Source organism: Parabacteroides faecalis (assembly GCF_022809355.1).
Lineage (GTDB): Bacteria > Bacteroidota > Bacteroidia > Bacteroidales > Tannerellaceae > Parabacteroides > Parabacteroides faecalis.
The window spans coordinates 1-19,920 of the sequence record NZ_JAKZMM010000060.1 but is presented as its reverse complement, the minus strand read 5'-3'; the positions used below and the strand labels follow the sequence as shown (position 1 = coordinate 19,920).

The window sequence follows — 19,920 nt, the reverse complement described above, 5'->3', positions numbered from 1 at the left end:
AAAACGGACAATTTGAACTCAATACTGAATTTGCGATGACTGATTCCTTTCTTTCCCATTGCTTTCTCTTTTTTTGTTAAATGGGTGTAAAGTAAATCTGTAGCATGACATTTACATAACTGTCCGGGAAGATCGTGTATTGCTCTACTCCTCTCTTCGTTCGAATCCAGGTTGCATATTTGCCGGATGCTTCGTCCAGTTCGATGATACGGGCACCGTTGGGCAAATGGTTGTATTCGGTCGGACCACCGCTGAAACGGCCGTAAGCCAACAAGATGCCTTGCCAATACACGGCATAGTCGTTGTCGTGATCATGACCGACAAACACGCCTTTCACATCACCTTGTTCTTTCATGGCTGTAAACAGACCGGAGTTCAGGGCCGGCGCACAAGCTTTCTCTCGCCGAATTCCATAAACAGTAGCATTTTCATCGGCTATTGCCTGGTGATATTCGGGCAACGGAATATGGAAGAACGCCAGGGAAAGCAACGGAGTTCCGCCATTGGCCTCGGTGAAAGCCTGGCTGCGGCTACGGTACCAGTCAATCTGGTCGAACTTGATGTAATCATATCCATCAATGCCTTTGATGGATGAATAGGCATTCGAGTCGAAGCAGTACAAGACAGCCGCGTCTTTCTTATCGTCCGACGAGCGGACAGCGAGGACATAGTTGCCGTCGCCCGATATTTCGGGTACCTCATCGGCAGTCAGGTTATAAGGCAAGCTCTGGGCTACTTCCAGCAGTTCTTGATGCGGCGTGCCTTGTTCGTGATCGTGGTTTCCGAAGACGATCGAGAACGGGATCTTCCGGTCTGATACGGTTTTCAGTACCCGACGCAAGTTGTCTTTGGCCGGCTGACTGTAAATAATATCTCCGGTGAAGACCACCAGATCCGGTTTTTCTTCGTCCAATACCTGGTTGATGCGTTCATACGCCACTTCCGACCGTTCGTCCTGCCACTTCAGATGCAAGTCGGTGAATTGGACAATCTTGAATTTCTTGCTGTCGGCGTGAAACTTCAATACGGGTTTCTGCGCCCAGGCGGCGATTCCCAGAAAGGCAGTCGCCATAAAACCTAAGATAAGTTTTCTAACTTTCATATTTTATATCCGTTTTTTAGATTGATTCGTGTCACAAAGCTAACCATTTCACCCCATTTTTGCAACCCCATAAAAATAATGCCTGTCTTTGCTTTCTTTTCTCGAAGATTTCTCCTACCTTTGGTTCGTCCGGAAACAGACCGGACGAAATACATTGTATTATTCATTAAAATTACCTGCTATGAAAAAGTTTCTAGCCTTTGGGAGTGCCGCCCTCCTTCTGACCTGTGGCGGTTGTCAAGAAGAATCCATCGTGAATGAACCTGTTTCTGCCCAGCCCGTGAGCGTACGGTTTGCCCTGACGTTGCGGGAAGACATCGAACCGTTTCTGCGAACCCGCAATTTGCCCGGCGGACTGCCCGGCGAACCTGCGGCTGCCAACGCCTCGCCCGACGAGGAAGAGACACCTTCAACCCAACCCGTATCCACACTGTCGTATATCGAATATGCGGTGTATAACAACGACACGGAAGAGCTGATCGAACACCGGCGTTATGAAGTGGACGGACAGGACGGAAGCCTGCAAGTGCAGGACGAGCTGACGGCGGGTATTTATAAGGTATGTTTCCTGGCGCATGGCGTGACGGATGCGACCTTTGCCGAAGAGAACAGTCTGGTGACGTTCCCGGAAGTAGAAGATACGTTCTGGGGATTTCAGGAGATCGAAGTGGATGCCACACAGACCGACCAGTCGTTCAGCGTCGGACTGGCGCGTGCCGTGGCGGGTATCGAACTGGTACCGACTGATGCCGTACCGGAACAGGTGGATCAGTTCCTCATCGAGACGTCGGGCCGTTATCACCAGATCTGCCTGCTGGACGGAAAGACGCCGGCTGTGACCGAAGCCTTCTCGCTGACCGTTGCCTTCGAGGCAGAAGACAAGCTGCCCGATACACGGGTGAAGCATTTCTTCTATTCGTTCGTGCCGGAAGCGGCTCCCGAAGCAGCATCGGCCTTTCTCGATGCAATGATCCTGACTTCACAAAGCGGCTCGGGCGAGGTGCAACGCCAGCGTACCATCACGCAGGTGCCGTTATACCGCAACCGCATCACGCGTTACACCGGGACGCTTTATACGCCCAGCATCGTAGATGGCTTGTTCGACCTGCAGATTGATACCAACTGGGGCGAATATGTGGATCAGGTGTTGGAGTAAAAAAGAACAAGTTGACAAGGTTTATTGAAGAGACGAGTTAACAAGTTGACGAGTTGACAAGGCTTTAGATAGATTAGATAAAATATCATCACCTTGTCAACTCGTCCCCTCATCATCCTTGTTAACTCATCAACGGGAAATCCCTGTTTTCTTGTCAACTTGTTACCTTGTTTTCATCTGCTTTGCCCAGATATTTCCGGGATAAGCTTCCAGCGCTTTGGCAAAGGAAGCCTGCGCAGCCTCCTTGTCTTGCTTCAGCAACTGGATCAAACCGGCGTAATAGTCGATTTGGCTTTGCCGGATGTTCTGGGTCGCTTCACCAAACTTGGCATACGAGTCCAGCGTGCGCTGACGTGTCTGTTCCAGGTATTTTTCCATCGCCTGCAAAGCAGATTGGGCTTCTTCCGTCTTACCTAGTTTCTCCAAGGCTTTCACTCGGTAGTAAGCCAGATCCGACAAGCCGCCCGGATATTTGGCAGAAGCCGCTTTCTCAAAGAATTCCTGTGCCTTCGCTTTTTCGTTCAAGCCTTCATAGGCTATACCAGTCAGGTAATAAGCCTTCACTTCATAGCCACCGCGATGCGAAGGAGCCACTTCCAAGTTGGCCGGATACTGATTGGCCAGATCAAACTCGCCAATAGCTTTCTGATAACTCTTCTTGGCCAGAAGCGACAAACCCTTCAACAGATGTGAATCCACGTAAATATCGTGAATCTGTCCGCCGCCTTCCCACAAATGGAAATGACGTTTGTCCATGATCTGAATAGCTTTGTCGTACTTACCCATGACGTTATACAACGACAACAGGCGCATCACTGCATCGTCATGTTTCATCACTGTCTTCAAATGACGTTCCAGACGTTTCAGACGGGCATCCAAAGCAGCATTGGCCGATTCATAAATCTTATCGGATTCTGTAAACAGCAGGGCATCATTCGGATTGATCTCGATAGCCCGGTCATAAGCCGCCATCGATTTTTCCCACTCGCCCAACTGACCATAGGCAAAGCCGACATTTCGCCACGAAATGGCAAAGTCCGGTTTCAATTCTGTAGAACGTTGCCATTCTGCCAGTCCTTTGTCTTTCTGTCCGATATAATACAGCAAGTTACCGTAGGCATAATGTAACAGGGCATTATCGGGCTGTGCCTGCAAAAGAGCTTCAAACAGATTCACTTCTTCCAGACGCAACGGATAGTTATGCAGCGGCGAGCAAGCATCTGCCTGTGCCAGTGCTGATGTCACAGCCGACTGATCGCCTGTCTGCAAAGCGACGAATGCCCGATAATAATGTACCATTGGCGATGAAGCAAACGGTTCACCCAACTCGATGGCTTTAGCCAACAGTTTTCCGGCCTCATCTGTTGCTCCGATCAGCAAGTAGCTATTGACCACTTCCAGCATTTCCTGGATCGCCACTAGTCCTTCCGTCTGTCCTTTCAGGCGCGAAGCCAGTGCCGACGCATCACCTTTTGTCAGGAAGCTCTCTTCTATCAGGCTTCCATAATCCAGCGGATCGATGCTGCGCACATAAGCCAATACGGCTTTCGCCTCTTCCGTACGTCCTAATTTACGCAAGATAAAGGCTTTCAGGTTCTGTGCCTGAATATCGCGCTGACCGACATACAACGATTGGGTAATCATATCCAATGCCTTCGGATAATCCTGTTGCTGCAAAGCCAGAATAGCCAGTCCATAGAAAGCCGGATGCTTATAATCAGGAGTCCAGGTGGCAGCCCAGTAATTGTTTTCTGCCTGGTGCTTGTCGCCCGTCAGCTGATACAAATAACCTAAATAATACAACGCTTCCGCATCTTTCACCCGGGTATAATCATGTGACAGACGAGTCTGAGCCCGCAACAAATGTTTCTCGGCCTCAGCCCACCGTGCCTGACGCAAGTAATGCTTACCGACTTCAATATTCACGCGGGCATCCATCGAGTCACGGCGCAGGGCTTCGTCATAGAAGTCCATGTAGTCCAGACGGGCATTATTGAACTGATCCACACGCAGACCGGCCAGATACAGTTCTTCGTTTGTCTTATATTCGTCCACCGGTTTTGTTCCGTCGATCACTTTCGGCAGCGGTTTATCCGCATCCAGCTCGATCGGTCGGTAATCTACCAGCAGATTTCCTTCCGCATCATACAAAGCGGTATATAAATCGGAAGCCTTGGCTCCTGCCGGAACGGCTACCTCATCCAGGAAGTAATGATCGGGATCAATGTCGATGGTCTTCTCCAGACAAACCTGATCCTGGTGTTTGACTACTACACGGGCCTGTTTATATAAGGTAGTCGCACAAAAACCTACCCGATATTTACCGGCATCACCCGGTTCAAAATTAACGGCCGCATCCATGGTCGCATTCTTGCAGCCTTTAATACCTTTGATCGGATACCAGATCTGGCTGAATTCGCGAGTCTCACCCGGATTGATCCAACTATAGTCCGGCTGGTTGTCCGAATAGGCACCCACCATCAGCTCCAGGTAATGTCCGTCTTTATCCGACAGAATCTTGTTCCACATGTGACCGTTCGGATTATTTCCCCACAAGAAGAACTTCTTTCCCGGTACAACATGGCGATTCGCCACATGCACGGTTCCGGCATCCTTGGCATAATCATATCCGGCCAGGAATTCCATTTCGCTGCCCCAGGCAAAGATCGAGCGCGAATCGCCCTTATAATTTCCCCAACGGGACAGATCGACCTGTTCGCCGCTACCCAACACCGCTTCGCCCATCGGCCATTTCGTAAAATAGACTTTATGATGATCGGCACCAAACTGTACATCGGGTGGGAAAATCACCTGATAATGTTCATCACAGTGCACGGAAACATTCGCCCAATACAGCATCGACTGGATCATTTGCGTCGGGTTTGTCACCATGATCTTGGCTTCCACCCACGAACGGTTCGGATACACTGAAACACCCACCGACCATTTCAGGCGATGCCGCAGTTCGGTCTCTCCTACCCAGATCGTCTTGCTGCCATCCGTATTTTCCTGCATCTTCCAGTTGGTTGGCAAATACGTCGTTGCCCGGTGATGGTCCGGAATATTCCATTCCACACCGCCCGACAACCAGGCGCCCAGCATACCGATCAAAGCCGGTTTCACACCGGTCTGTGTATAAAAGAAATGATAATCATTGGTTTTGTCGGTCGCCGAGAAAATACGACCGCCTATTTCCGGCAAGACAGAGATATTCACATACTCATTTCCCAACCGCAGCACATTATACTCTTGATCGACCACATTCTCGGTCAGTACATCATACAACGGATACGGATAAATGTAACCTTCCGCTCCCTGATAAACACGTCCGGTAAAAAAGATGGGATCCACTTCCGGACTTCCGATCTGATAGGTCGGAATTTTTTCCTTCACGGCTTTCATTTCCACCTGTTGTCCCCAGGCAGGAAGCGAAAGCACTGCCAACAAGGGCAAAACTAACTTTGCTTTCATAGGATATGACTTAAAGTGTTTCTATATAATAAAATAATCATGAATCTAATTGGAACTAAAGAAAAAGAAGACGAGTTGACAAGGTACAAGGCTTTAGACAGATTTCAATCCATTAGCCTCATAACCTTGTCAACTCGTATGATCACACACTTGTCAGTCTACCGACAAGTACCTTTTATCTTTTCAAATTCGGATTCAACTGAGTATCCGTTGAAGGATAAGGCAAATAGATTGACTTTTCACCCTGCCATGTTGTACCTGCCGAAATCTCTACCTGATTCTTACGCATAACACCCGGAGCTACCTCAATCGGCTCATTTGCCTTACGCTCGTTAAACGTCTGCTCTAATAATTCCATACGCATCTGATCGTCGCGACGAGTTACCAAAGCAACCCAATAACCAGCTACTTCCCAACCATGTTCTGCCAACGCTGCATTGGCAAAGGCATCACCACTCAAACCTTGCTGTAACGGTTCCAGTCCGGCACGTTCTCGCACCTTATTGATACATTCGTAAGCCATTGTATTCGGAGTTCCTTCTGCACGAGCCTGAGCTTCTGAATACCATAACAACACTTCTGAATAACGGATCAGACGATGACGATGATCGTTTGTCATCCATCCTGTATTGGCCGGTTGTGTATAGTCGTAATCACCGCCATCTTCACCTATAGTGAAAATACAATACATTGGGTGTTGTTCAGGAATTGATTCATCCCACCAGTCAACCAATGGATTACCAGCCTTATTATCCTGTAAGATTTTAGGATTAAACGTTGCGTCTTTACGCGGACCAGCCGGGAATTCTTTCCAGAACTTGATTTCACCCCAACCGTCACCCCATCCGCCAAGCGATTCGAACAGGTTACTAGAAGTCATCTGTGAGTCTTCTACCCAAGTAAAATCACGTGAGTAATTGATACCAACAACTGTTTCATTGGTGTAATTATGACTCGGAGCATATACATATTTGTATTCTGGTTCCAAAATATATTCATACGTTCCTGCATTCACACCATCAATAACCGCCTTAGCCTGTTCAGCAGCCTTGGCATAATATTCCGTTTTCTTTAACGGCCAACCAGCCATAGCCATATAAACGGCAGCTAAAGTTGATTGCGCAGCTTGTTTGGTAATATAAACATTGGCACCATTTACTTTACGTGGAGCAGAAGAGTAATCAGTCGGAAGCGTATTGACACAATCTACCAGATCCTGCTCAATTTGAGCGTAGATTTCTTCGACCGAAGCCAACGGACGTTCATAATTCACTTCATTATCCAATACCAACGGAACTTGTCCCCAACGACGTACCAACCAGAAGTAATTCACTGCACGCCAATATTTAGCCTGCCCAATAGCAATATTGATTTCCTCATCAGTTGTCGGAGTTCTTTCCGCATTCAGGATAATATAGTTGGCAGCCTTGATACAGGTATAAGATGTTTGCCAAGCAGCTTCCACACCTTTATTGGCATCAGTCGGGCGGAAAGCATCTACTTCTGCATACGCCTGTTTGTTACTACCCGGATTTGTCGTTAAATCATCACCTTGCCAAGACGGAATAGTTGGGTTTGTATTTGTTTGTATCAAACATACCTTCTGATACAAAGCGTATGTTGACATATCCAATTCTTCTTGTGTAGAGAAGAAGGTTGAGGGGGTTAACTGTCCTTTCGGGTCTTCTTCCAAGAAATCACTGCAAGAAGTAGAGAACAAGGTAAACAAAGCCCCACTTAATAATATATATTTTGCTTTCATAATTCTTATCTTTGACTTTACATAGTTAGAAATTCATACGTACACCCAGTGTATAAGTACGGGTTAATGGGTAAGCACCAAAATCAATACCGTCGTTCACATCAACACCGCTACTCATAAATGAGATACCGGCAGGATCCATACCCTTATAACTTGTAATTGTAAACAGATTCTGGCAGCTGAACGTAAACCGCAAATCAGCAAATTTAGCTACCGATTTAGGCAAGTTATAAGACAAGCTCAAGTTGTCCAAACGGAAATAACTAGCTGATTCCAGGAACTTGGTAGATGTTGAAGCCGACTGGTAATCATTATTGGTAACTGTTACAGACGGATAACGAGCAGCCTGTCCTGCCACGTCATAATTGTCATTCAAGTACTCACGTAAAGTAATGAAGGCAAAGTCACCCGTCATAGCTGTTCCCGTAAAACGAACCAAGTTCAAACGATCTGCACCAAACGACCCGGTAAAGAAGAGATTCAAATCCCAGTTTTTCCAACGCAATGTATTGTTCCAACCTAATGTAAAGTCCGGATTTGCTTTACCGATAAATGTACGGTCATTACTGTCAATTGAACCGCTTCCATCTAAATCAACAAACGAATCACGTCCATTTTTATCCAAGCCATTCCATACATATCCATAGAATGCACCGATCGGTTGTCCTACTTCTACACGTGTCACTCCATCATTCGGAATCATACCAGCTGCAGGAGTTGAACCGGAAACAAAGTCCAGACCACCCAAACCAGTTACTTCATTCTTCAAATAAGTACCGTTCAATGTAGTTGACCAGCTAAAATCTTGCGTATCAAATACAGTCGCATCGATTGAGAAATCTATACCTCGGTTACTTACCTCTGCGGCATTCACCCAGTAGGAACCACCACCATCATAATTGGCTATCGTACGCTGTAATAAACCGTCTTTCGTCTTTTTATCGAAATAGTCGAACGAGAAGTTCAACCGATGATTCAAGATAGAGAAATCAAGACCTAAGTCTAACTGGTGCGTTGTTTCCCATGTCAAATCAGGTGTAGCTACCGATGTACCAATCCAATAACCTGTATATTGAGACGATCCACCAAAAGCATACATCGCCTGTTGCATCAGTCCTAATGTTCCATACGGATCAATAGCCTGACTACCAATCACACCGTAGCTGGCACGGATTTTCATATCCTGTACAAGATTCTGATTCTGCATGAAGTCTTCATTACCCAACGACCAGGCAGCTGCGATTGACGGGAAATAACCCCATTTCTTATTCTGGAACTTAGAAGAACCATCGGCACGAATCGTACCAGTTAACATATACCGATCTTTATAATTGTACATCACGCGTCCTACTCCAGACATCAATGCCCATTCCGAATAAGAGTTACTTGCGGTTCGGCTACCAGCCATATTGACATTCCACCAACCCACACTTTCTGTCAACAAACCACTACCATTCAATGCCATATAACGGGTTTCTGAATGAGTAGCTTCATAAACAGCCGTAGCAGTCAGAGCATGATCACCCCACTTATTTGTATAAGTCAAGTTGTTTGTCGTCTGCAATGTCATGCGGTACGTATCATTATTACCCATGCTATTATTGCTGTTCGTCACCTTCTTGGTAGAGAAAGAGTAAGCTTTCAAATCATTATAGTCAATACCGTTACTTGTCGTAAAAGTCAAACCCGGAAGAATATCGAACTTCAAATCCATACGGGCATTTACAATGTCTGTAATGGTTTCGCCCGTCTGTTCTTTCAACATACCCACCGGGTTGTTTTGTGTTAAAGCACTGTACGGGTCACGCATATATGAACCGTCTTCATTCAAAATCCCAAGTACAGGCGAGTAGTTCATGGCAACGTTCACGATATTACCTTTCCCGGCACTGAAGTCACCACTACGACGAATATTATGAGAAGCATTCACATCGGCTGTTACATGCAACCAGTCTGTCACCTGTGAAGTTATATTGGCACGAGCCTGGAAACGCTCATTCTTATTCTCTATAACAACTCCATCCTGTCCAACATAGTTACCAGAAACCAAATACTGGGTTTTATCACTACCACCAGAGAATGTCAATTTATAATCTTGTGTGATACCGGTTTGATAAATCTGATCCTGCCAGTCTGTTCCAGCTGTTCCGTTCTGGAAAGCTGTCAGCTGATCCTGTGAGAAAGTATTTGCACGGTATGTATTAAATAAAGTAGCAAATTCATAAGGACTCAGGGTTTCATAACGTTTGGCAACGGTTCCGATACCCACCTTGGCATCCAATGTAATTTCCCGAGTATTCGCCTTACCAGTTTTGGTAGTAATCAAAACAACACCATTCGCACCACGCGAACCGTAGATAGCGGTTGATGAAGCATCCTTCAACACTTGCATTGAACGAATATCTTCAGGGTTCAAACCCGTCAGTCCACTTTCACGAACGATACCATCGATCACATACAACGGGTCATTACTACGGTTGATTGAGCCCGAACCACGCACACGGATCTTAACCGTTCCACCCGGCACACCGCTATTCTGCACCTGCACACCGGAAACACGTCCTTGCAATGCGTCTGATACCTGCACAATCGGCTGATCTTTAAAGCTCTTATTATCCAAAACAGCTACTGATCCCGCCAAATCGGCTTTTCGAACAGCACCGTAACCTACGACTACCAATTCATCCAGATTCTGTGAATCTTCCTTCAATGTAATATTCAGTTTTGTCTGGTTGTTCACTACAACTTCTTCGGTTGTATAACCGATATAAGAAATTTGCAATGTAGCATTTCCCGGAACCGACAAGGTAAAACGACCATCCATATCTGTCATGGTTCCATTGGTTGTCCCTTTTTCAATTACATTTACGCCCATTAGCGGTTCTCCATTCTGATCAACGACTGTCCCCGTTACAGAAATGGATTGTTGTTGTTCTTGTACTACCGGGTTCAAATCATTGGCAACAGCTAAAGTAGTGCCACCCAGTAACATCCCCGCCATCAAAGGCATTGTTTGAAGAAGTCGCTTCAAACCGGGATAAAATAATCCCGCAGGTATCACATTCTTTTTCATAAATTAATTATATAAGTTTTTTTCGTATTTCAAACCATCAGGCCGGAACGGTTAAACATCCTGCGCCTTTTTTTTAAAATCAACGCGCTCTATTTATAAAAGAATAAATTATATTCATCAATAAACAGATCTCTTTTAAAATCAACACTACAAAAGTAAACCATTTTTAAATATTTGACTCATCAAATAGTATGTTTAATAACATATATTCGAAAAATATTAAGGATCATTTATTGAAAACAGGCAATATGTATAATAATTTTATTAATCCAACTTATAAATAATTCTAATCTAAAAGAAAAACGGCGGTATTTATTTTCGAATTAACAAACAAAGAAATAATGCGCTTTTTGTAAACAGCAAGTATTTTCTTGCTAATAACTAAAGTTCTTGCATCGGAAAGTAAACTTGCTTCAAAATTATTTATACTCGTTCTCCAAATGTTTTATTCAATCTAAACGATTGATCGCGCGCACGCGCGCACGCGCTTTGTTGTGTGTTGTTTAAATCTATACTTTAGTTTGGTTTTCTTTACTTTGCTTTAATTTTCTTTCCTTTGTTTTTTCTTTCCTTTACTTTGTGCACTTTTCACTGTGATAACCGGGGTTTTCACTGTGATAATGAGACTTGAATTTACAATAAGTATTTTTATATACACCTGTAAACAAGTAGCTTATCTATCTATTTTATATTTTATTTAGAATTTACATTTTAAACAGCATGTTTTGCAAATATTCGTTAACGCAGCTAACTCTCAGCATACAATCAATGAATAAACAGGCTACTTTGTATCCTTTATAAAGAAGAATCACTAAGTTAAAAGTGCTAGTTTAATATCCAATTCTTCAAAACATACAATGAAAATGTATCTCCCGGGAAAAAGCCCAAAAAGTTTGGCGATTTACTGAAAAGGTCTTACTTTTGTTCCCTCAATCCTTGCTGCCCTTGTAGTTCAACGGATAGAACGACGGTTTCCTAAACCGTAAATTTGGGTTCGATTCCCAACGGGGGTACATTTCAATTGACAATGGATAATTGACAATGGACAATTAACAAAGACAAACAAGAAATATTTGGCACGGATTCCACTGATTTCACGGTAGGAAAATATTTACCGTGTTAATCCGCGAAATCCGTGCCTTTTCAATGGACAATGGATAATTGACAATGGACAATTGAAACATAGGATGAATTAAAATTACGGATAAATCTCCCCAAAAAATATGTTGAAAACGATTATTATGGTAGGCATGGGCAGTTGCTTAGGAGGCATTGTGCGCTACCTGGCCTCACGTTTCATCCAAGAGCATGTGATGTGTTCTTTTCCTTTAGGAACCTGGGTTGTGAACATACTGGGTTGTTTTGCCATCGGATTATTCTATGGTTTATTTGAACAGGCACATCTCATGAATTCTCATCTCAAGTTGTTTTTAACCGTGGGTTTCTGCGGTGGTTTCACTACTTTTTCTACCTTTATGAATGAAAACTTTCAGCTGATACGGGATGGGAATTTCTATTATTTCGCACTCTATACCGGTTTAAGTCTGCTGATCGGTTTTCTGATGCTCATGGCTGGTTATTCACTTGTTAAACTCTTTTGAAATGGGAAACAGTCCTCAAAAAATACAGTTGCTGCGCTTTTATGTCAGCAATACGGATAAAGTAAAGCATACTTCGGTATACGAAGCGCTTGCTTTCGCTGCCAAGCGATACGGTATGGCAGGAACAACCGTCTATAAAGGAATTATGGGATATGGTGCCAAAAGCAAGCTTCACTCAGATAAATTCTGGGAACTGACAGAAAAAATTCCTGTCATTGTAGAAATAGTAGATGAATCATCCAGAATAAAAGCATTTGTCGATAAAGTGATGCCTGTCATTCAAAAACTCCCGAAAGGCTGCCTGGTGACTTGCCAGGAGATAGACGTTTTGTTCTGTTCCAATCCACAGTTAATGCCCTGATAGAGAACAGCACTTCACCCTACCAGCCATTCTTTAAACTCTGCCACCCGCGCCTTGCTGACCAGTACTTTTTCGGCTGTCGGTGCTTTCAGGTTGACCGAGAGCCGGCCGTTGAACCACAGATCGATATCGCGTATGGACTTTTTGGAGATCAGGAACTGCCGGTTGGCGCGGAAGAAGCGCTGCGGGTCTAGGCTTTCTGCCAGCTCGTCGAGGGTTTGCGGGAAGAAATATTCACGAAAGTCGGTATCGACGGCTTTCACCTGTCCGTCGGCGATATAAAAGAACAGGATGGAATCGACCGAGATCGGGAGTAGCTTGTCGCCCTTCATCGGAATGAGGAAATGCGTCTGGAAGCTCTCTGCCCGTTTCAGTTCCTGAAAGACTTTCCGGAAATCGGGCATCTGTCCGGTTGCCTCAGACGACGGAAGGGCAAACCGCCTCAGCTTGTCGAGTGCCCGCTGCAAGTCCGGCCGGTTGATCGGCTTCAGCAAGTAATCAATACTGTTCACCCGGAAGGCACGCAAGGCATATTCATCATAGGCCGTAGTGAAGATGATGGGGCACGTGATGGTGATGTGTTCAAAGATCTCGAAAGCCGAGCCGTCGGCCAGATGGATATCCAGAAACACCACGTCGGGCATGGGCGATGCCTGAAACCACGCCAGGCTGTCGAAGATACTGTCCAGTTCTCCCACCACCGTTATCTCGGGCGCTGTCTCTGCCAGCAAAGCCTTCAGGTTACGCAAGGCCGCTTTCTCGTCTTCAATGATCAATGCATTCATATCAAAGGCAGTATAACGATAAAATGATTCTTCTCTTCCTTCACTTCGATTTCCCTGCCGAACAGGAGCTGATAGCGCTTCGAGAGGTTGCTCAGTCCGATATGCGTCCCGCTGCTGGCTGTCAGCTTGGGCTGGATCGGGTTGGAGACGGAAAGAGCGTCCTTGTCTGCCCGGATGCGGATATGGAGCGGATGCCGGTTACTGATCTCGTTGTGCTTCACGGCATTCTCGACCAGCAGCTGGACCGACACCGGCGGCAGCGTCTTCGACAAAGCTTCGGGAGCGACCTCCACCTCAAAGACCAGGTTCTCTTCAAACCGCATCTGAAGCAGATACATATACGAGCGCACGAAGTTCATCTCTTCTTCCAGCGTCACCCGGTGGCTGTCGCTCTCCTGCAGGGAATAGCGCAACACCTTCGACAGCTCCTGCAAATAATCCTGGGCTTTCCCGGGTGTTTCGCGGATCAGCGAATTGAGGGTATTCAGCGAGTTAAACAGCATGTGCGGATTCAACTGACTCTTGAGGGATTCGTATTGATTGACCAGGTTGGCCGTCCGGAGCATCTGGTTCTCGACCAGCATCCGCCGGCTCTTCCGGTTCAGGTACATCAGGTAACAGCTTCCGGTAACGATGATGGAGATCAGCCCGTCGCGCAGCGGATGCAGATAATGGTGCAGGCTGGCATCGATGGCCGGGATCGACAGCCAATGATGCAGACCCACATAACCTTGCCCCAACAGATTGCTGCCCATCCAAGTGATCACTAGCGAACAAACCACCTGAGGAAAGCGGATACTGACGGAATCGCGGTTGAACTTGAAGAGCCACGTATTCAACCCGAACAACAGGACCAGCGACAGATAGGTAAAGATCACCTCGTTCACAACATCCACCGGATGCATGTCCGGAAAGAGCGTCTGCTCGGAGTCCGGATCCAGCAAGGCAATCAGCTCCGGAAAATGCGTGAGGAACGCCACCATGATGGAGATGACGTTCATCAGAAACAGATATCGGTCGAATCGGAAGCGTTTCATGCAGCAAAGTTAATCGTTTTTCCGGATTTTCGCACTCACGTACATACCCGGACGGAAACGGCTGTTCGGTTCCTTCACCCGGGCATAGACTTGCAAGGAACGGTTGACATCGTCCACTTCCTGCCCGATCGTGATGACCGTCGCTTCGAAGGTCTGCGCGCCCATACCGTTGACCTGGAACTCGACCGGACAGCCCACTTGCAAGGAATCAAGGTCTTTCTCGTAGGCCGTCAGCTCCAGCAAGGTTTCGCCTTTGTTGACTACATCACACACCGGCTCGCCCGCATTCAGATACGTACCTAGGTTGATGTGCATATTGGTGATATATCCGCTGAGCGGAGCCTTCACTTCCAGATAAGGCTGGATGCCTTGTTCGTGCAAGCGGTTGACATCCACCTGCAACAGCTTCAGCTGGGCAGCAGCGGCCTCCATCCGACTCTTCATCGAGAGGTAATCGGCCTTGCTCTGCTGGAAACGCTTCTGCGAAGCCGCTTCCTGTTCCGACAACATCTTCTGCCGGTTGTATTCTTTCTCCAGATATTCCGTCTGGGCTGCCGATTCCAGATAAGTCTGCTGCAACTGGATAAACTCCGGGTTCTCGAGTGTAGCGATCACTTCGCCCTGGCTGACATGGTTGCCCGGCAAAAGGCTGGTGCTGTGAATACTTCCGCCCATCGTCAGGGTAACCGTAGCCTGCCGCTGGGGCGGAACAGTGATAACGCCGTTGTAGGAAGCCGACTTGGCCACATTCGTAGCCGCACTGACGGCATCGGTCTGCTGGGTTGAATCAGCCTGAGCGACCGTTTCTGTGGCAGGAACCGGAGCCACTTCTGCTTGCTGGCTGGCGGGTTGCGGATCATTACAGGACAAAAGGAACAGTCCGAGGATACTTATCAAATATATCTTTTTCATCTTCTAAAATATTTACGGTTCGTTATTAGTTATTTCCTTCAGTATATAATTCCAGTTCCAGCACCGAGATGTTGTAGCCATACACCGTCTCGATGTAGTTCTGCCGGATATCGCGGGCGCTGTTCAGGCTCTGCACGAACTCGACGATGTCGATCTCGCTTTCCTGAAACTGCAACAGGGCATTTTGCTGCAGAGAGCCGGCTTCGCGCAGAGCCGCCGTCGTGAAGTAATTCAAGCTCTCCTGTTGCTGGCGCAGCTTGTTGTGCAGTTCCACCACCTTATTATTCAGCTGGCGGCGGTTATCGTCGGCCTCGAGCCGGGCAATGTGCCAGTCGATCTTCGCCTGCTGGCTCCGACTCTGCTGCGGGAAGAACAAGACCGGGAAAGACACGCCAACCATCCAGGCATTCAGTCCGTTCAGCGGAGAAATCTTCTGCCGGGTATAACCGAGCGACAGTTCCGGGAAGAACTTACTCCGCTCGACACGCAACAAGGCCTGCTTCTCGGCCACCCGATTGTTGAAATAATCCAGGTGAATCTGCGACAGTGTATGCGTGAGCGGCACCGGGAAACAAGTCGTCGTTGTATCGGCCGGAAGAATCGGTTCGTCGGCATAACAACTCCAGGCAAAACGGCGGCCGGCAAGCGACAATTCTTCTTTCGCCTGTATCCACCGTGTATGCAGGTCGGCTGCCAGGGTCGAGATCATGTCGCGCTGCAGCCGGTTAATGTCGCCTTGCTCATAACGCAAGTCGCCGGTCTGTTGCAGCTTCTCGGCCAGCTGGTGCTGCTCGTCATATAATTTATAAAGCTGGAAAGCATAGAGATAATAAGCCCATGCCCGCTTGACCTCAGCCACAATTTCTTTCTTTACCAGATCCCGGTAATGCGTTCCTCCGGCAATCTGCGTCTTGACTAAGGCATTCCGGTAGAAAGGAGTCAGCAACGAGCCCAACGACTGCTCGATGGCCAGTTCGTTGTCATTCCGATACGCTCCGTTCAGCTGTCCCCACGAATAGTTGAACGCCATGTTGCCGCCATCCCAGATTTCACCCCGGGCAGCCCGGCTTTTCTCCAACGCCGCTTCGGCCGTCTGCAGACGAGGATGATGCTGCAGGGCAATCCCGACAGCTTCGTCCAGCGAGACCGTCTTTGTCTGTGCCGAACCCGCTGCCGGAAGCAAGAGGCAAGCCACGAACAAAGCCGCTGCCCCATAGTTCGTCTTCCGGCTTCTCTTCCGCCGCCAGCCGGCAGCAATCTGATTCACCAGTTTATAAAAGGCTGGAATAATAATCAGCGTCAACACCGTTGAGACCAGCAATCCGCCGATCACCACCGTTGCCAACGGGCGCTGCACCTCAGCACCGGCTGTCTTGGCAATAGCCATCGGCACAAAACCCAGCGAAGCCACCAGTCCGGTCAGGAACACCGGACGAAGCAGGTGCGGGCAACCTTTCCTGATAATACGATTCGTACACATAGTATATAGGTTATGTTTCCGTAAGTCATTGAAATGATTGATCATCAGAATACCATTCAGCACTGCCACACCAAAGAGAGCGATAAACCCGACTCCCGCCGATATACTGAACGGCAAGCCACGCAGCCAGAGAGCCACGATACCACCGATGAGCGACAAAGGCACCGTCGAGAACACCACCAGCGTATAAACGACACTCCGGAAAGCGAAGAACAGCAGCAGCAGAATCAGCAGCAAGGCAATCGGGATGACCACCATCAGGGTACGGATCGCGTTCTGCAAGTTCTCAAACTGACCACCGTATTCGAAATAATATCCCGGTTTCAGCTGGATGTTCTTATCCAACGATTCCCGGATCTGGGATACGACCTGTTGGATATCGGCATCGCGCACATTGACACCGATCACGATACGCCGCTTGGTGGCATCCCGATTGATCTGCAACGGTCCGTTGACCAAGTCGATCGAAGCCACTTCGCTCACCGGAATCTGAATGCCTTCGGCCGTGCGGACAAACAACTTATCCAGATTCAGGTCTTTCACCTTGTCATTATCCAGGCGCAAGACCAGATCGAAGCGCCGTTCGTTCTCAAAGACAACACCAGCCGCTTCGCCGGCATAAGCCGTACGGATGATGGTATTCAACTCTTCGATATTGATACCATAGCGGGCAATCTTCCGCCGGTCATAATTCACCACCAGCTGCGGCAAACCCATTGCCTGTTCCACCAGCACATCGGCTGCACCCGGCACTTGTTCGACATAGCGGGCCGCTTCCTTGGCCTTGCTATACAACTCTGCCATATCTTCGCCATACAGCTTGATGGCAATATCCGCCTTGGCACCGGTCATCAACTCATTGAAGCGAAGCTGGATCGGCTGACTGAAGTTGAACTCGGCCCCGTCGATCGAAGCCAGTTCGGTCTTCATCTTCTCCACCATTTCCGCCCGGCTGCCGGCAGAAGTCCATTCACTGAACGGCTTCATGACGATCATGATATCAGCATCTTCCACCGCCATCGGATCGGTCGGCACCTCAGCCGTACCGATCTTGGCCACGACGTGTTTGATTTCCGGGAATTTCGCTTTCAGCTTCTTCTCGGCTTCCAGCGATATTTCAATACTCCGGCTCAGCGAACTGCCGGCCGGCAAAGTCATCTGCATGGCAAAGTCGCCTTCATCCAAGGTCGGAATAAATTCGGCACCCAACCGGGTAAAGAGAAGCAACGAAGCTGCCAGCAAGGCAAAAGAAGACACGATCGTTCCCCAGATATGCTTCAGACAGAAGCCCAGGCAACGCCGATACAGCTTGTTCAAACGGTCGAAGAAGCGGTCGGCCAACGTCGGCTTCACCGCAATCTGCCGTTTCAGGAACAGCGAGGCCATCATCGGTACATAGGTGAGCGACAAAAGCAAAGCCCCGATAATACAGAACACCAGCGTCTTGGCCATCGGGGTGAAATATTTTCCTTCAATACCCGTCAGAGTCAGAATCGGGAAGAACACAATCAGGATAATCAGCACAGCAAAGGTCGCACTGCGCACCACTTGTCCGGCACCTGTTTCCACTTCCCGGTCCATTTCTTCCCGGCTCAGCTGACGTCCGGCCAGTCTTTTCCCATAAGTATGTGCCAGGATTCCTTCCAGGATAACAATCGAGCCATCCACCACAATACCGAAGTCGATCGCTCCCAGACTCATCAGGTTGGCCGATACACCAAAGATGCGCATCAGGATGAATCCGAACAACATGGCCAGCGGAATGACCGACGCCACGATCAGTCCGGCACGCACATTTCCCAGGAAAACAATTAGGACCACAAACACGATCAGCGCGCCTTCGATCAAGTTGCGGATCACGGTCGAGATATTCCGGTTCACCAGTTCCGAGCGGTTCAGATACGGCTCGACATGAACACCTTCGGGCAACATCTTCTGTACTTTCTCCACCCGCTTTTCCAGTTCTTGGGTGACAATATTGGCATTGGCTCCTTTCAGCATCATGGCAATTCCGCCCACGCATTCGCCTTCGCCGTCTTTCGTCATGGCACCAAAGCGCTTGGGAGCACCGAAACGGACTTTCCCGATATCGCTGATATGAATCGGTATGCCGCCCCGGTTGGTAATCACGATCTTCTCAATATCTTCCAATTGTCCGATCATACCTTCCGAACGGATGTAGTAGGCACGATTCACCTTCTCGATGTAACTTCCACCCGTGTTCTGGTTGTTCCGGCTCAAGGCTTCGAATACTTCGCCGATCGTGATATTGAGCGAGTAGAGCGCATCCGGATCGATCGCCACCTCATACTGCTTCAGATAACCACCAAAGCTATTGATCTCAACAATCCCCGGAATACCCGACAACTGGCGCTTCACAATCCAATCCTGAATCGTGCGCAGTTCCATCGCGTCATACTTCTTCTCATATCCCGGATCCACCTTCAGTACATACTGATAAATTTCACCCAGACCGGTGGTTATCGGCATCAGTTCCGGTGTTCCCAGTTCGGGCGGAATCTCGCCGGCGACGGTCTGAATCTGTTCGTTGATCAGCTGGCGAGCATCCAGCGTAGGCACATTCTCCTTGAAAACCACGGTCACCAACGAAAGGCCGAAACGCGAAACAGAGCGGATCTCTTCCACGTTCATGATATTGCTCATGGCAATCTCGATCGGGAAAGTGATCAGCTGCTCGACCTCTTGCGGAGCAAGTGTTGGCGAGACCGTCACAATCTGCACCTGATTGTTGGTAATGTCGGGCACGGCATCAATGGGCAGTGTCAGCATCGAATAAATACCTCCGATCAGCAGGAAAACCGTAGTCAGCGCCACAAACAGTTTCTTACGGATGGAGAAACGGGCAATAGATGTAAACATAATATTAGCATTTTGAATCGGATGGCGAATGTACAGATTATGTATTGTCTGTCTAGCCGAAACCCGGTGAAGCTGACAAACCGAAGGGTGAACTATCTGTTTTGGCTTGTGATTTTTTCAGACACGACCTGAGAGGCAGAAAATCCTTGCCTATGTTTTCATCATTTCATGCCTATGTTTTTATAAATTTGTCATACTACAGATTTACTTTACACCCATTTAACAAAAAAAGAGAAAGCAATGGGAAAGAAAGGAATCAGTCATCGCAAATTCAGTATTGAGTTCAAATTGTCCGTTTTA

General features: G+C 47.7%; 11 protein-coding genes and 1 tRNA gene. 4 read left to right on the top strand and 8 right to left on the bottom strand.

What is annotated here, in order from left to right:
- Positions 1-76 precede the first annotated feature (76 nt).
- Entirely contained in the window at positions 77-1,102 is a 1,026-nt protein-coding gene (locus tag MUN53_RS16475; RefSeq protein ID WP_243326505.1) for a metallophosphoesterase family protein, read from the bottom strand.
- Between the two features lie 181 nt (positions 1,103-1,283).
- Here MUN53_RS16475 and MUN53_RS16470 point away from each other — a divergent pair, with 181 nt between their 5' ends.
- Positions 1,284-2,258 carry a hypothetical protein gene (locus MUN53_RS16470; protein WP_243326504.1) on the top strand — a complete coding sequence of 325 codons (975 nt, stop codon included), beginning with the start codon at positions 1,284-1,286 and terminating at the stop codon, positions 2,256-2,258.
- A gap of 162 nt (positions 2,259-2,420) precedes the next feature.
- Here the strand turns inward: MUN53_RS16470 and MUN53_RS16465 are convergent, their stop codons facing one another.
- The 3 genes from MUN53_RS16465 to MUN53_RS16455 all read right to left on the bottom strand — a co-directional run bounded on the left by MUN53_RS16465 (position 2,421) and on the right by MUN53_RS16455 (position 10,564).
- On the bottom strand, positions 2,421-5,729 hold the full coding sequence (locus MUN53_RS16465) for a DUF5107 domain-containing protein (RefSeq protein ID WP_243326503.1): 3,309 nt from the start codon (positions 5,727-5,729) through the stop codon (positions 2,421-2,423).
- A gap of 175 nt (positions 5,730-5,904) precedes the next feature.
- Positions 5,905-7,491 (bottom strand): RagB/SusD family nutrient uptake outer membrane protein, encoded by a 1,587-nt coding sequence (locus MUN53_RS16460; protein WP_243326502.1) that lies wholly within the window; start codon positions 7,489-7,491, stop codon positions 5,905-5,907.
- Between the two features lie 25 nt (positions 7,492-7,516).
- On the bottom strand, positions 7,517-10,564 hold the full coding sequence (locus MUN53_RS16455; RefSeq protein WP_262918247.1) for a SusC/RagA family TonB-linked outer membrane protein: 3,048 nt from the start codon (positions 10,562-10,564) through the stop codon (positions 7,517-7,519).
- Between the two features lie 941 nt (positions 10,565-11,505).
- Between MUN53_RS16455 and MUN53_RS16450 the strand changes: the two genes are divergently transcribed.
- The 3 genes from MUN53_RS16450 to MUN53_RS16440 all read left to right on the top strand — a co-directional run bounded on the left by MUN53_RS16450 (position 11,506) and on the right by MUN53_RS16440 (position 12,526).
- Positions 11,506-11,577 (top strand) — tRNA-Arg (locus tag MUN53_RS16450).
- A gap of 210 nt (positions 11,578-11,787) precedes the next feature.
- On the top strand, positions 11,788-12,165 hold the full coding sequence (gene crcB / locus MUN53_RS16445) for a fluoride efflux transporter CrcB (protein ID WP_022456454.1): 378 nt from the start codon (positions 11,788-11,790) through the stop codon (positions 12,163-12,165).
- A gap of 1 nt (position 12,166) precedes the next feature.
- Positions 12,167-12,526, top strand: coding sequence for a DUF190 domain-containing protein (locus tag MUN53_RS16440; RefSeq protein WP_243326501.1), 360 nt, complete (start codon positions 12,167-12,169; stop codon positions 12,524-12,526).
- 14 nt (positions 12,527-12,540) lie between these two features.
- Here the strand turns inward: MUN53_RS16440 and MUN53_RS16435 are convergent, their stop codons facing one another.
- Genes MUN53_RS16435 through MUN53_RS16420 form a run of 4 tightly spaced genes read right to left on the bottom strand, consistent with a single transcriptional unit; the run spans position 12,541 to position 19,620 of the window.
- A complete protein-coding gene (locus MUN53_RS16435) occupies positions 12,541-13,311 on the bottom strand; it encodes a LytR/AlgR family response regulator transcription factor (RefSeq protein ID WP_243326500.1) in 771 nt (256 codons plus the stop codon).
- Complete coding sequence (locus tag MUN53_RS16430) at positions 13,308-14,348, bottom strand: sensor histidine kinase (protein WP_243326499.1); 1,041 nt, start codon at positions 14,346-14,348, stop codon at positions 13,308-13,310. The genes MUN53_RS16435 and MUN53_RS16430 overlap by 4 nt, the downstream gene beginning before the upstream one ends.
- Before the next feature lie 9 nt (positions 14,349-14,357).
- On the bottom strand, positions 14,358-15,260 hold the full coding sequence (locus tag MUN53_RS16425) for an efflux RND transporter periplasmic adaptor subunit (protein ID WP_243326498.1): 903 nt from the start codon (positions 15,258-15,260) through the stop codon (positions 14,358-14,360).
- A gap of 25 nt (positions 15,261-15,285) precedes the next feature.
- A complete protein-coding gene (locus MUN53_RS16420) occupies positions 15,286-19,620 on the bottom strand; it encodes a CusA/CzcA family heavy metal efflux RND transporter (protein ID WP_243326497.1) in 4,335 nt (1,444 codons plus the stop codon).
- Positions 19,621-19,920 lie beyond the last annotated feature (300 nt).

Coding starts and splice junctions, on each gene's coding strand:
- MUN53_RS16465 (WP_243326503.1), bottom strand. CDS start 5,729: ATGAAAGCAAAGTTAGTTTTGCCCTTGTTGGCAGTGCTTTCGCTTCCT.
- MUN53_RS16475 (WP_243326505.1), bottom strand. CDS start 1,102: ATGAAAGTTAGAAAACTTATCTTAGGTTTTATGGCGACTGCCTTTCTG.
- MUN53_RS16460 (WP_243326502.1), bottom strand. CDS start 7,491: ATGAAAGCAAAATATATATTATTAAGTGGGGCTTTGTTTACCTTGTTC.
- MUN53_RS16430 (WP_243326499.1), bottom strand. CDS start 14,348: ATGAAACGCTTCCGATTCGACCGATATCTGTTTCTGATGAACGTCATC.
- crcB (WP_022456454.1), top strand. CDS start 11,788: ATGTTGAAAACGATTATTATGGTAGGCATGGGCAGTTGCTTAGGAGGC.
- MUN53_RS16420 (WP_243326497.1), bottom strand. CDS start 19,620: ATGTTTACATCTATTGCCCGTTTCTCCATCCGTAAGAAACTGTTTGTG.
- MUN53_RS16440 (WP_243326501.1), top strand. CDS start 12,167: ATGGGAAACAGTCCTCAAAAAATACAGTTGCTGCGCTTTTATGTCAGC.
- MUN53_RS16425 (WP_243326498.1), bottom strand. CDS start 15,260: ATGAAAAAGATATATTTGATAAGTATCCTCGGACTGTTCCTTTTGTCC.
- MUN53_RS16455 (WP_262918247.1), bottom strand. CDS start 10,564: ATGAAAAAGAATGTGATACCTGCGGGATTATTTTATCCCGGTTTGAAG.
- MUN53_RS16435 (WP_243326500.1), bottom strand. CDS start 13,311: ATGAATGCATTGATCATTGAAGACGAGAAAGCGGCCTTGCGTAACCTG.
- MUN53_RS16470 (WP_243326504.1), top strand. CDS start 1,284: ATGAAAAAGTTTCTAGCCTTTGGGAGTGCCGCCCTCCTTCTGACCTGT.